The following is a 12,250-nucleotide window of genomic DNA, read 5'->3' on the forward strand; positions in this document are numbered from 1 at the left end:
CCATTAGCCCCTACTTCCCCCCATCCCCTCATCCCCCATCCCCTTATCCCCCTATCCCTGACACCTAATCTTATCTATCGTCTTAATTTTACGATCAAACGGCGATCGGGTTCATTTCCTTCGCTTTCTGTGGCTAAATCTCCTGATTTTTCCAAAAAGCTATGGACTTGTCTTCTTTCTACCGATGATAAATAGCGTATTTCCTCTGGCATTCCCGTAATACGAACTCTATCGGCGGCCTTTTGTGCGATCGCCATTAGTTCAGCTTGACGGCGAATACGATAACCATTTAACTCCACTGTGAAAAAACGTTCTTCCCCATCTAATACTCCTATATTTAACAAGACATTAGCTAAATACTGTAAAGCATCAATGGTTTCACCTTTTTTTCCAATCAAATTTTCAATGACGGTGGGAGTTAATTTAGTTTCATCAATGGTTAGCCAACAGGAAATTGCTCTTTCTTCTTGTTCAACTCTACCAATGGTAACACTGGCAGGAACACCCATTAAAGTTAGTAATGTTTCTAACCATTTTTTACCCCTTTGGATTTGTTCATCCATAATTTATCAATTAATTCCTACTACACTACTAAGAAGTTTTTTCTTTCTTTTTCAGATTTTTTTTCTCAAAAGGAAGATTATCTCTGGTTTTATTGGCTTTTTCTCTTTCTGCCACAATTTTTTGCAAGTTCTCTGGCAAAGGTTCTCTCATGAGAATTAAAGTTTGAATCGTTTGGAAAACGTTAGCAATAACGATATACATTAAAACCCCTGCAGGAAGGGGGAAAAATAAAAACATCCCAGAGAAAATAACCGGTGTAATTTTATTCACCGTTTGTTGCTGTTCATTTCCGCCAGTATTTTGTCCGCCACCAGATAATTCTTGGTTAAGATAAATACTGAAACCGAAAAAGATAACCATTCCGAGAATATCCCAGTTAATCGTACCATCATCGCCGACAACTCCTACACGTCCGAGGGCTTTAATAAACAAAAACCCTTTATCGGCGGCAATACCGGGGATAGTTATTTGAATGGTTGCATCTCCAGTGGAAAGGGCTTGAATCTCACCATCTTCAGTCACCATGACTCTTTCTTGCCCTTTGGTAACTTCCCAACGGGGTTGTAAATGACTGTCTGGATATTCGCTAACGATAGATTGTAATGATTTGCCTTCTGTGGTTTGCAATTCAATTTGTTCTTTTTCCCCTACCACTAACTTGTTTCCAGCCGGTAGAATGGCAGAAATACGATTATGTACCCCGTCATTGATGAACACGTTTTGAGCTTTTGTGGCAAAGGGTTGAGGTTGAATACGCTCGATTTGTTCTTGGGGAAAGATTTGCACATCAACGGTATAGTTAATATCCGCAAATGGTGAACCTCTGAGGGTAGCAAACAAAGCGAATAGGATGGGCATTTGTAACAGCAAGGGTAAACACCCCGCTAGAGGATTGCCTAATTCCTGCATTAATTTCCCCATTTCTTCTTGTTGTTTTTGGGGATTATCTTTATATTTTTTCTGAATCTCTGCCTGTCTTTCTTTCATCAAAGGCTGAGTGATACGCATTTTTCTCATATTGCGAATTTGTCCTGCACTCAGAGGATAAACCGCAAACCTAACGACTAATGTTAGGGCAATAATTCCGAATCCATAACTAGGCACAATCCCATAGAAGAAGTCAAGGATTGGCAACATGATGTTTGTGGATATAAAACCTATACCAAAATCCATTTTGATCTCGTTTTTTCTACTTTTACTTTATTTAATTTGATTGTCAGCAATTATTAACAAATACTCTAACGCTTTAAAATAATAGTTAATTATTGAATGTGTTTTAGGAAAAACATAGTCTATTTTAAGTTATTGACGACATCACTTTGGATCTATTTTTTTCCAGAATGTCCCAGAATGTAAATGATAAGTAAAAATTGCTGATAACTAATCTAATGGCTAAAGATGCAAAGCTCTATATCATTAATCCAAAGAAAAAGTAATGGTCAATGAATCTTATTTTGCGATCGCATCTATGGGTTTACCAGTTTTATCTGCCGCTTTTTCGGCTATGTAGTCATAAATTTCCCGAAAACGAGGTAATGCTCGCATTTCCAAACGACTTTTATCTTTTAAAGTAACCACAATGTCACCCCAAAAACCTAAACCACGAGGCACTTTTACCACTCGGACAATTTCCGAATAAATAATATCGGTGCGATCGCGTCCCATCCAACCACCAGTAACAGAGATACGACGATCAGTAATACGATAGCGCAACCAAATAGAACGTACGATCGCTCCCACCGTTAAAGGTAAGCAAATAACAGTAAATGCCAATAGAATATTGATAATTAGATCCCCCACATGAGGACCTCCTTCATAAAATACGTCTTCTCTAATACCCATTGATTATATTCGCCTTAATTAACAACTTCTCTAATTCTCTCAAAAAATGTTCATAATTGCATTCTTTAACTTCAGGTTTTACCACAATCACAATAAACCAAGGGGATGAAATCTTTGGCAACAAAGAGCGAAAAGCAACTCGAATATGCCTTTTGATTTGATTACGAACCACCGCCTTCTTACTCACTTTACGGCTAACACTAATTCCGATTTGGGTATAAACAGAAACAGACTCATCCACCCGTAACCCTCGGACAATAAAATAACGACTAGAGCGGCGAATACCCTGTTGATAAACAGATTGGAAATTTAAACGCCGTTTCAGTCGATGCTTTGATGGTAGTCCCACCTATATTTCACAGTAAATTTAATGATTAGTAATATCAAACTTAAAATGCTAAACTTAGCTTCCTTATTTAACAGTAATTTTATACTGCTAATCTTTTTCTACCCTTATTACGACGAGCTTGAATTACTTTTCTACCATTTTTGGTTCTCATACGGGCGCGGAAACCAGAGGTTCTTTTCTGCTTACGTCTAGTACCATTTAGTGTATATTTACTCATAGTTTTTAAATATTTAGCTTATTTATTATAAAAAACAGCGTTTACTATTATAAGTCACACTGGTTAACCCCGTCCAGATTTGCACTTTAATACAATTTTAGTTCAAAATGTCAAATCTCGATAACTTTTTAGTTCAATCATTTTTATTATTTCCTGAAACCTGAAACCTCCCTTAACTTAAAACATGAATAAGTGTGTAACGTAAGTTATTAATTACCTTTGCCCCTTGCCCTTTTCACTTTGCCCTTTTGAAATCTATTCACTATTAATTTGCAAATTACCCATCATGCCTAAGTCTTCATGATCTAAAATATGGCAATGATAAACAGTTTTACCAGTAAAATCCTCAAACCGAATGCGAATCTTTACCCTTTCTCCTCGTTTGACTAACACCGTATCGCGCCAAGCTAATAAATTTTCGGGAATATCATTACGGCTAATCACTTGAAATGAGTTAACGTGAATATGAAAAGGGTGATCCATCATACCAGTGTTGATCAATTCCCATTCTTCTACGGTATTTAATTTTACTTCCGTATCAATACGTTGATGGTTATAGGATTTGCCATTAATTAAGAATGCCATACCGTTAGCCATGCCATGATTAAGGGTAAAACTTCTTACCTGACTAGATGAGGGCAAAGCCGTAATAGTATTTAACTGATTTGGCAATGAGACAGATTGATTATTTTGATTAGACTGATTAAGGTTAATAGTCGCCAAAATTTGCGGGGAGTTGTTATTTCTTCTTCCCATCATGCCACCCCCCATCATACCGTTACCCATCATACCCATTCCCCCACGATTATAGGGTAAGTTAATCAGTTTAAGAGATGATTGCTTATTCTCTCCTTTGATCATAATTTCTGCCCTTTGCCCCGGAGTTAATAGTAATCTTGTCATTTCTTGGGGAGATGCGATCGCACCTCCATCGGTAGCAATTAAATAAAAGGGGTTATCATCGAGAGATAAGTTATAAAAACGAGAGGTAGAAGCGTTTAAAATCCTTAATCTTAACCATTCTCCTTTATTAAGGCTAATTTGAGGCTTAATTTCTCCATTGACTGTAATGACATCCCCTTCTCTACCCATCATTAGTGACATCATTCGAGAATCAGTTAACCTGCCGTTGTTGTCTAAGGGGAAATCTTGTAAAACGATAAATTCTTCTTTTGCTGAATTTATTTCGGGAATATCGTCTAATTCTCCTCTGATAATAAATAATCCAGCTAATCCTCCTGATAACTGTTGTGCTGTGTATCCGTGTAAATGAGGATGATACCAAGCCGTCATACTGGGGTGATTGTCGGGAATGGTAAATTCATAATTAAAGATTTGATTTGGTTGAATTTCTAAAAAGGCATTATCTGCGTTACCTGTAGGGGAAATATGTAAGCCGTGATAGTGTATATTTGTGGGTTGAGCTAGTTTATTCGTAAATTTAATTTTAACTTTATCTCCTGCTTTTGCTTCTAAACGAGGAGCTGGAATTTGCCCATTATAAGTAAGTAAATAAGCAGTTTTTCCATCTATATTTACAGGAGTTTCTTGGGCGATTAATTCTACTTCTAATAAACCATTTTTACTTTTATATATTTGTGGTTTTAATTCATTAGCCCATAATGTATCTTGATTAGAATTTTGCTGAAGGTTTTTAATTATTATTGCTGTGGTAGCAAATAGGGTTAAGTTTAGTAATTGACGACGATTAATTTTCATTTTATGATATTATGAATAATGGTATCGGCATTGTAAAAAAATAATTTTATCAGAACTTATTTGATAGACTAATCTGTGTTCCTGAGTTATTCTTCTTGACCATGTTGAACCGGGTAAATATTTAAGATGTTCTGGTTTACCAATACCTTCAGTAGGATTTAATATAGTAGCTTCGATTAAATTTAAAATTCTCTCACTCACTTTTTTATCTTTGCGAAACCACCAGCGTAAGTCATCCCTAAATTGACTATCAAAAATAACGGCCTTATTGCTGGCCTTATTGCTCAATTTTCAATTCCTCACAAAGTTCAGATACGCTCTGTGACTCGATTTTAACACATTCTAGTTCATTTGCACGCTCCATTGCCGCTAATAATTTTCTCGCATTAGCCGGAGATTTAAGTAGATATAGGGTTTCCATCATACTAGACAGTTCTTGAGCTGACAACATTGCTACATCTTCTTTCCCTGTTCTATTGACAATTACAATACCACGATCCTCGATGATTTCATCTAATATTGAGGCTAGATTCTGGCGTAAATTGGTATAATTTGTTTGTTTGGTTAACATGACAATAAGTACATAAACTTGTACTTTATAATTCTATCTTAAAATTTTCTGGTTGTGCTACGGAAAAGGAAAAAGAGAAAAGCAATAAGAATTTACGAAAAACTTATGCTTACAGTAGAAAAACTATCTTTAGTAATTTTTATACTGATTAAATACTGTAATATTTCCCTTATTATTGAAACTTAAGACAGAGAAGGGTTGTTTTATTTTATCAGATTCCATACCGGGGCTACCAATGGGCATCCCTGCAACAGCTAATCCTTTAAGATTACTGGGTTTTTGGCTTAGAAAACGCTTAATATCATTGGCGGGAATATGCCCTTCCATCACATAACCGTTAATAATAGCAGTATGGCAAGATGCTAATTCAGGGGGTAAATTGTTTTTCCTCTTAATCGCCTCTATATCATCGGTTTTTATGTCTGTCACCTCAAAGCCGTGTTTTTTCATGTGAGAAATCCATTGTCCACAACATCCACAAGATGGGCTACTATATACGGTAATCTTCTTACTGCCGTTATAGTTAACGGTGGATTTATCCCAAACACTGGCAGTTATAGCCTTATTTTCGTGATTTTCGTGGTTTTCATGGGCATAACTAGGTATATTGAAGGAAAAAGCAATACTGCTAATAATAGTCATCGTTGCCATAGCTGTTGATTTTTTTATTAATCTTGCTTTTGTCATGACTGTTTCTCTCTTTTTATCTTTACCTTTGATTCTGTCAAAAGAATATGAAATTAGGATGAAATGATTTTCGGTAAATAAACGGTAAAAATACTGCCTTGATTTTCTTGACTTTCTAAAATTATTCTACCACCATGATTAAGCGCGATCGCATTTGCAATAGCTAAACCTAATCCGCAACTGCCTTTCTCTCTATTTCTTGCTTTATTGATTCGATAAAAACGATTAAAAATTAATTTTTGTTCTTCTTTATTAATACCAATTCCTGTATCAATTACTTTTATAATGACTTCTTTTTTTGTTGTTTCTAAAAATATAGTAACTTGACCATTTTTTTGATTATAATTAATAGCATTAATAGTTAAATTTGCTAATAATCTATATATTTGTTCTTCATTACCGAGGATAAAAACCTTACTCTCTTTTATTTCTTTTGTTAAATTAACCTGATTCTTTAATGCTAAATAAGATAATTCTTCGGTTAAATCATTGATTAAATCAGCTAAATTGATTTTATTTTTTTTGATTTTATCCGTATTTTCTAAGCCTGAATCAAGACGAGTGAGGATTAATAAATCATTGACTAAATTAATTAGTCTATCATTTTGCCGATGAATAATTTTAAAAGTTTCTTGACTGTCTTCTAAGGTTAAATTGTGACTTAAAAAAACACTATCAATAGTTGCTTTTATCGCTGATAATGGGGTACGCAATTCATGGGCAACGTCAGAACCAAATTGTTGCATTTGTTGGTAAGATTGAGCTAAGGGTTGTATTGCTTTTTCTGCTAAATACCAACTGGCAATGATCACCAAAATAATCAGTAAAGGTAAACCTAATAATAACAACCATTTTATATTATTTACATATCGATCAAAATCTTCTAAACTTCTGCCTATTTGCAAATAACCCCATTCTTTATTTTCTTTAGTGTGTAAAAGTAAGGATATTTGACGATAATTATTATTTTGATTATCTTGAATACTTGTAAATTCTTCTAAGGAATAATTAAGGGATAAATTATCAATTTTAACTCCTGCATTACCTAGCAAATTACCTGATAAATCATAAAACTTCAGATAGTATTTTCCCTGCTGAATTAATCCTTTTATGTAACGATTTTTGTAAGATTGATTTCCACATTTTTCATCAATCAAGCACAAATCTAAGATGATTTCTTTGACATTTTTTTCTAGCTTATTAGGTTGAATCAATAAAGGTTCAAGGGTATCATGAAAGGTTCCAGCAACGGTCTTTAATTCTTGATTAATAGTTATATAATGAGCGTGTGCGATCGCTTCATAAACAAAAAAAGCACCTAGAGAAATAATGCCAGAAAAAACACTAGCATACCAACAAGTTAGAGATATTTTAGTTTGATGAAATAGCCTGTTTCTTTTCACAAAGTGCCGAATTGAGTTCAATCAATGATAATGAGTTATTAAATATTCTTAAAGTTTCAAATATTTATATTTTAAATTATTCTTTATCAATTATTAATTAAATTTCTCATAAATTGTCAAAACAATAAATAAAGATTAATAGTATTGAATTTCTGATTAGTCAGCTTTGAGTATGATAAATTAGTGCAATATATTATAAAAAATAAAATAAGAATTGTGTAATGATTGAAAGTTTTGAATGGGATGAGAAAAAAAATAAAATTAATCAAGATAAACATAATGTATCTTTTGAATTGGCACAATTAGCCTTTCTTGATAAAAACAGAATTATTGTTAAAGATTGTAGCCATAGTATAAACGAAGACAGATTTTTCTGCATTGGAAAAGTGAATGAAGGTATAATTACTGTAAGATTTACTTATAGGCATCAAAGAATTAGAATTTTTGGTGCGGGTTATTGGCGAAAAGGAAATAAACTATATGAACAACAAAATAAGATATACTGATGAAGATTTAGAATTTGGTGAAATAGTGGAAGACTTTTTACCTCCACCAGAAAAATTAACTTTAAAAGGAATAAAAATTCAAATACCAGTAGAATTAACAGAAAAAAATTTATCTTTTTTAAAGCAAGAAGCAAATAGAAATAATATTTCCTACCAAAACTTAATTGAATTAATTATTAATGAATATATTGAACAACATGGACAAAATTTCACTTAACTAACTATCCAATTTTAAACGATAACCTAAACCATAAACTGTTTCAATTAAATCACCATAACCATATTGATTAAGTTTCTTTCTTAGCAGACGAATTTGAGCGGCTACCACATTACTAATAGTATCAGATCCTATTTCCCAAAGTTGATCTAATATTTGATCTCTAGTTAAAATTTGTTGGGGATGACGCATAAAAAATTCTAAGAGGTGGAATTCTTTTTTTGTCAAGGGAATGATCTTAATTTTATCTGTCTTTAATGTGATTTGAATAGTATTAGTTTGATAATCTAAAATCAAATTTTTGACCCTTAGTTGTGATGGTTTAATCTCTTGTGATCTTCTCAATAATGCCCTAATTCTCGCAAACAATTCTAACATATCAAAGGGTTTAATTAAATAGTCATCAGCTCCTGCATCTAACCCTTGAATTTTATTTTCCATTGCATCTTTTGCAGTTAACATTAACACTGGTAAAGGGTTATTTTTTTTCCTAATTATCTTTAATAATTCAATGCCTGATAATTCAGGTAACAACCAGTCAAAAACGCCTACATTGTAGCTAATATTAGAATTTTCTAATAAATCTAATCCTTCTTGTCCTGATTTTACCCAATCTACCACATAATTTTGTCCTAGGAGCGATCGCTTTATTGCTATTCCTAAATCTTTTTCATCTTCAATCAATAATACTCTCATATACCCCATATTAAGCTGTTTGCATCTAAGTTTAATGGTTAGGGTAGTGAAAAGTTAAGCGTCTGAGTAATAACAAGGGGAGGCTATCCCCTCACCCAATAGATATGTTGACGACTCTTACCATTAAATCAAAGATTGTAATGGGAGATTCTGAATTACAATTACTTGTAATTCCCTCCCCTCTAATGTTTCCTGTTTCCTAACTTCACCAGTCTATTTTTGGCTAGATACAAAATCTGAGTCTTATCTTACCATTTAACCTTTGTTGTTAGTAGAATTGTTTGACCTGCAGTAAAAGCAGTTACAGCAAAAATACTCATTGCTGTTGCCACAAACTCTCCACCAGCTACAGCCTCCAACTCTTCATCACTTAACTCTCCTGCCTCTTGTCGCTGAGAAAAATCTGCTTGGCGTTTTTGAATTTCTGCCCAAAGTTCATCCGCAGTAATTTCATAACCCGATTCACTAGCGAATGTTGCAACATCTTCCCGATCATTTTCTGATGATTCGATTATATTCATTAATCTTTCTTGTAACTGTTCGTTTTGTGACACAGCCTCAAAAAACTCAATCACGGCTTCTTGACTCATAGAAAAAATCTCCTAATTTATGTGTTAAAAAATCGATAAACCATGAAACCAATGACACAAAAAAAATAAATCTGTCAATTTAAAGATTATTAACAAATATCATTAAAAACGTTAAATAATTATCAGTAATCTTATTTTTTATATGGCTAAATACTTGAAAATATATAATTTGTCTTTTTAAAAACCATATATTTATTTTAATTTAACAGGCTATTTTTTATAGTATTATTTAATTTGGAGCAAGTAGTAAATAGTCTTATTTTAAACGTTAAGACATAAAAAACTAAAAGCTATTAAGCTATACAAACAAGTTGACAAAGATATATATGCAAAGTTTATAAACAGATTATGCCAACTTTAAAAACAGTTTACTCTAAATTATTTTTTCTTTTTCTCCCTAGATTTATAGTTTAATTAGATGATAGATAGAATTATAAATCCTTAAGATTATAAGCTGATAAAAATAAATATTTTTTTAATGTTTACTTAATTTTTATTTATAGATTAAATTGATTTATTTCTAGTTTTCAAAAACAGACTTACTACTTAAATCAACTAATACCCAATCTAAAAAATCCACGGGGGCAGTAAATTCTATTTCTGCTTCGGGGGCTGGACTTTTATTAAGATCGATCGCAACTATGTTACCAATAGGAATATCAGGGGGAAATATACTACTTAAATTAGAAGTTGTCACCACGTCTCCCACTTTGACATCAGATACTTTGTCGTAAAATTCCATCAAACCAATAGAAGTGGATTGCCCTTTGATGAATCCTTGATAACCCGTGCGAGGAAGGGAAGCCCCAACACGACTATTGTAATCACTGACTAATAATACCCGACTGGTATTACTTGTGACTTCACTAATTTTCCCCACTAATCCTCCTACACTCATCACAGCTTGATTTCTTTTCACACCATCATTACTACCCACATCAATAGTAATAATTTGCCACCAAGCATCTGGGCTTCTGCCAATAACTCTAGCGGGAATTAGATTTGCAGAGTATTTTTCCTGATAATTAACAATCTGTTTTAACTTTTGATTCTCACTTTCTAAAGTTTCAATTTTATTACTTAATTCCTGTATAGTTCTTTGCTCATAAAGTGCTTGACGATCAAAACTTGGAGATGATAACCAAGAGGGTGACAAACGATATAACAATTCATTGAATAAAAAACCCTGATGACGATATATAAACCAAGTGAGGATTAAACTAATTAACCCCCAAATGACTTGTCTTCCGTATTTTTGCCACCAACGATAAAAGAATTTCAAAATTGCAACCTATCATCCGCATTTATTCTTGATTAATTATTATCAATCCTTGACTATTTATTGTCCATAGCATTTTAAATCTTTTTGTCTCGACGACGGGGAATGTCATAGCGGAAAAAATCGTAGGCTAAAATGGTTTCGGGAAAAATTGCCCTTGCTTCTGAGAGTAAATCTTTCATTTGAATGGGATTACCCGGAGCATAACGAGGACTAAAATGAGTCATGATTAATTTTTTTACCTGTGCCGCTAATGCTACTTGTGCCGCCATCGTGGTGGTAGAGTGCATCTTTTCAAATGCCATCGATGCGTCTTGATGGGCAAAGGTAGCCTCATGAATTAAAACATCTGCATCTTCCGCAAGTGCGATCGCATTTTCACAAAAAACTGTATCTGTACAGTAAACAAATTTCCTTCCTATTTCTGTAGGACCGCAAAAGTCAACTCCTGAAAAGGTTTTACCGTCTTCGAGAGTGATGGTTTCTCCTGCTTTTAATTTGCCATAAAGAGGCCCAGAAGGAATACCTGCTTTTTTCGCTTTTTCTACATCAAAAATTCCTGCTTTATTTTTTTCTGAAACCCGATAACCATAGGCTGTAACTCGATGTTTCAATAGTTCACAAGTAACGGTAAATTCTTCATCTTCATAGACTAAGCCCGGTTCAACGGTTTTTATGGTGACACCATAGGGGAAATAAGTATAAGAATACTTCATACAGGATTTTAAATAAGGCTCAATCCCCGGAGGCCCAAAAAGTTCAATATCTTTTGCATCCGCCCCCAAACCACAACTAGCCAACAAACCCATTAAACCAAAAACATGATCCCCGTGCATATGGGTGATAAAAATTTTTTTCAGTTGAGATGTTCTTAAATCACTACGCAAAAGTTGATGTTGAGTACCTTCGCCACAATCAAATAACCAAATTTCTCCCCTTTGAGTTAGTCTTAGGGCAACGCTAGAGACGTTTCTGGATTTAGTTGGTACACCTGAACTTGTACCTAAAAAAGTTACTTCCACTATGATTGACAATGGTTGGTTTTGCTGATTCAGACCCAATTATAACTTAGTTCGGAATAAAATTTAATGGGTTTGTTTGCAAGGGGCAAAGGGCAAGGGGCAAAGGGCAAAGGTTAGGGGGATAATTGTGCAATATTTTATGTTAGGATAAACACCTCAATACTATGTATTAAAACAGTTATTTTATCGTATTTTTTCTGTCATCATGGCAAATTATAAAGATCAATTTATTTGGCAAAAAGCTAAAAACTTAGCCGTTATTGTCTATAAATTAACTAATAATTATCCTAAAAAAGAATTATATGGATTAGTTTCTCAAATGAATCGTTGTGCCATCTCTATCCCAAGTAATATAGCAGAAGGTTACGGAAGAAAATCCACTAAAGAATATCTCCAATTTTTGCATATAGCATTAGGTTCTTCCAGAGAATTAGAAACTCAATTAATTATTAGTAAAGAAGTAAAAATAATTGAAAATATTGAATGGATAGATTTAACAATAGATAAAGTAAATGAGGTACAAGCGTTACTTGTTTCCACAATCAATACATTAGATAAATAACCTTTGCCCATTTTACTTTGACCTTA

The 12,250-nt window shown here is 33.5% G+C and carries 17 protein-coding genes; 3 read left to right on the top strand and 14 right to left on the bottom strand.

Features of this window, described 5'->3' with window-relative positions; translation table 11 throughout:
* Nucleotides 1-74: 74 nt before the first annotated feature.
* The 10 genes from CYAN10605_RS05725 to rppB all read right to left on the bottom strand — a co-directional run bounded on the left by CYAN10605_RS05725 (nt 75) and on the right by rppB (nt 7,352).
* On the bottom strand, nt 75-563 hold the full coding sequence (locus tag CYAN10605_RS05725) for a Jag family protein (protein WP_015218990.1): 489 nt from the start codon (nt 561-563) through the stop codon (nt 75-77).
* Between the two features lie 28 nt (nt 564-591).
* Nucleotides 592-1,737 (bottom strand): membrane protein insertase YidC, encoded by a 1,146-nt coding sequence (gene yidC / locus CYAN10605_RS05730; RefSeq protein WP_015218991.1) that lies wholly within the window; start codon nt 1,735-1,737, stop codon nt 592-594.
* Between the two features lie 276 nt (nt 1,738-2,013).
* Nucleotides 2,014-2,406 (bottom strand): PH domain-containing protein, encoded by a 393-nt coding sequence (locus CYAN10605_RS05735; protein WP_015218992.1) that lies wholly within the window; start codon nt 2,404-2,406, stop codon nt 2,014-2,016.
* On the bottom strand, nt 2,396-2,755 hold the full coding sequence (gene rnpA, locus CYAN10605_RS05740; RefSeq protein WP_015218993.1) for a ribonuclease P protein component: 360 nt from the start codon (nt 2,753-2,755) through the stop codon (nt 2,396-2,398). Before rnpA ends, CYAN10605_RS05735 begins: the two co-directional genes overlap by 11 nt.
* 79 nt (nt 2,756-2,834) lie before the next feature.
* Nucleotides 2,835-2,972, bottom strand: coding sequence for a 50S ribosomal protein L34 (gene rpmH / locus CYAN10605_RS18105; protein ID WP_015218994.1), 138 nt, complete (start codon nt 2,970-2,972; stop codon nt 2,835-2,837).
* Between the two features lie 255 nt (nt 2,973-3,227).
* Nucleotides 3,228-4,691 (bottom strand): multicopper oxidase family protein, encoded by a 1,464-nt coding sequence (locus CYAN10605_RS05745; protein ID WP_015218995.1) that lies wholly within the window; start codon nt 4,689-4,691, stop codon nt 3,228-3,230.
* A 9-nt stretch (nt 4,692-4,700) separates the two neighbouring features.
* A complete protein-coding gene (locus CYAN10605_RS05750; protein ID WP_015218996.1) occupies nt 4,701-4,979 on the bottom strand; it encodes a Txe/YoeB family addiction module toxin in 279 nt (92 codons plus the stop codon).
* Nucleotides 4,969-5,262 carry a type II toxin-antitoxin system Phd/YefM family antitoxin gene (locus CYAN10605_RS05755; protein WP_015218997.1) on the bottom strand — a complete coding sequence of 98 codons (294 nt, stop codon included), beginning with the start codon at nt 5,260-5,262 and terminating at the stop codon, nt 4,969-4,971. Before CYAN10605_RS05755 ends, CYAN10605_RS05750 begins: the two co-directional genes overlap by 11 nt.
* A gap of 129 nt (nt 5,263-5,391) precedes the next feature.
* The gene (locus CYAN10605_RS05760; protein ID WP_015218998.1) at nt 5,392-5,949 is read right to left on the bottom strand and encodes a DUF411 domain-containing protein; all 558 of its coding nucleotides are present in this window, start codon (nt 5,947-5,949) and stop codon (nt 5,392-5,394) included.
* Nucleotides 5,950-6,002: 53 nt separating this feature from the next.
* Nucleotides 6,003-7,352: a two-component system sensor histidine kinase RppB gene (gene rppB / locus CYAN10605_RS05765; protein WP_015218999.1), complete on the bottom strand. Its 1,350-nt coding sequence runs from the start codon at nt 7,350-7,352 to the stop codon at nt 6,003-6,005.
* A gap of 221 nt (nt 7,353-7,573) precedes the next feature.
* Here rppB and CYAN10605_RS05770 point away from each other — a divergent pair, with 221 nt between their 5' ends.
* Both CYAN10605_RS05770 and CYAN10605_RS05775 read left to right on the top strand, forming a co-directional pair.
* Nucleotides 7,574-7,858 carry a BrnT family toxin gene (locus CYAN10605_RS05770; RefSeq protein WP_015219000.1) on the top strand — a complete coding sequence of 95 codons (285 nt, stop codon included), beginning with the start codon at nt 7,574-7,576 and terminating at the stop codon, nt 7,856-7,858.
* On the top strand, nt 7,833-8,075 hold the full coding sequence (locus CYAN10605_RS05775; protein ID WP_015219001.1) for a hypothetical protein: 243 nt from the start codon (nt 7,833-7,835) through the stop codon (nt 8,073-8,075). Before CYAN10605_RS05770 ends, CYAN10605_RS05775 begins: the two co-directional genes overlap by 26 nt.
* On the opposite strand, the gene rppA is transcribed toward CYAN10605_RS05775, so the two are convergent.
* From rppA to rnz, 4 genes are all read right to left on the bottom strand, one after another.
* Entirely contained in the window at nt 8,076-8,771 is a 696-nt protein-coding gene (gene rppA / locus CYAN10605_RS05780) for a two-component system response regulator RppA (protein WP_015219002.1), read from the bottom strand.
* A gap of 248 nt (nt 8,772-9,019) precedes the next feature.
* Nucleotides 9,020-9,361: a Nif11-like leader peptide family natural product precursor gene (locus tag CYAN10605_RS05785; protein ID WP_015219003.1), complete on the bottom strand. Its 342-nt coding sequence runs from the start codon at nt 9,359-9,361 to the stop codon at nt 9,020-9,022.
* Between the two features lie 520 nt (nt 9,362-9,881).
* Nucleotides 9,882-10,643 (bottom strand): rod shape-determining protein MreC, encoded by a 762-nt coding sequence (gene mreC, locus CYAN10605_RS05790; protein WP_015219004.1) that lies wholly within the window; start codon nt 10,641-10,643, stop codon nt 9,882-9,884.
* Between the two features lie 74 nt (nt 10,644-10,717).
* On the bottom strand, nt 10,718-11,662 hold the full coding sequence (gene rnz / locus CYAN10605_RS05795) for a ribonuclease Z (protein WP_015219005.1): 945 nt from the start codon (nt 11,660-11,662) through the stop codon (nt 10,718-10,720).
* A gap of 205 nt (nt 11,663-11,867) precedes the next feature.
* On the opposite strand from rnz, the gene CYAN10605_RS05800 reads away from it, so the two are divergent.
* Nucleotides 11,868-12,224, top strand: a complete 357-nt coding sequence (locus CYAN10605_RS05800) for a four helix bundle protein (RefSeq protein WP_015219006.1) — start codon at nt 11,868-11,870, stop codon at nt 12,222-12,224.
* Nucleotides 12,225-12,250 lie beyond the last annotated feature (26 nt).

The organism is Cyanobacterium aponinum PCC 10605 (assembly GCF_000317675.1).
Classification (GTDB): Bacteria; Cyanobacteriota; Cyanobacteriia; order Cyanobacteriales; family Cyanobacteriaceae; genus PCC-10605.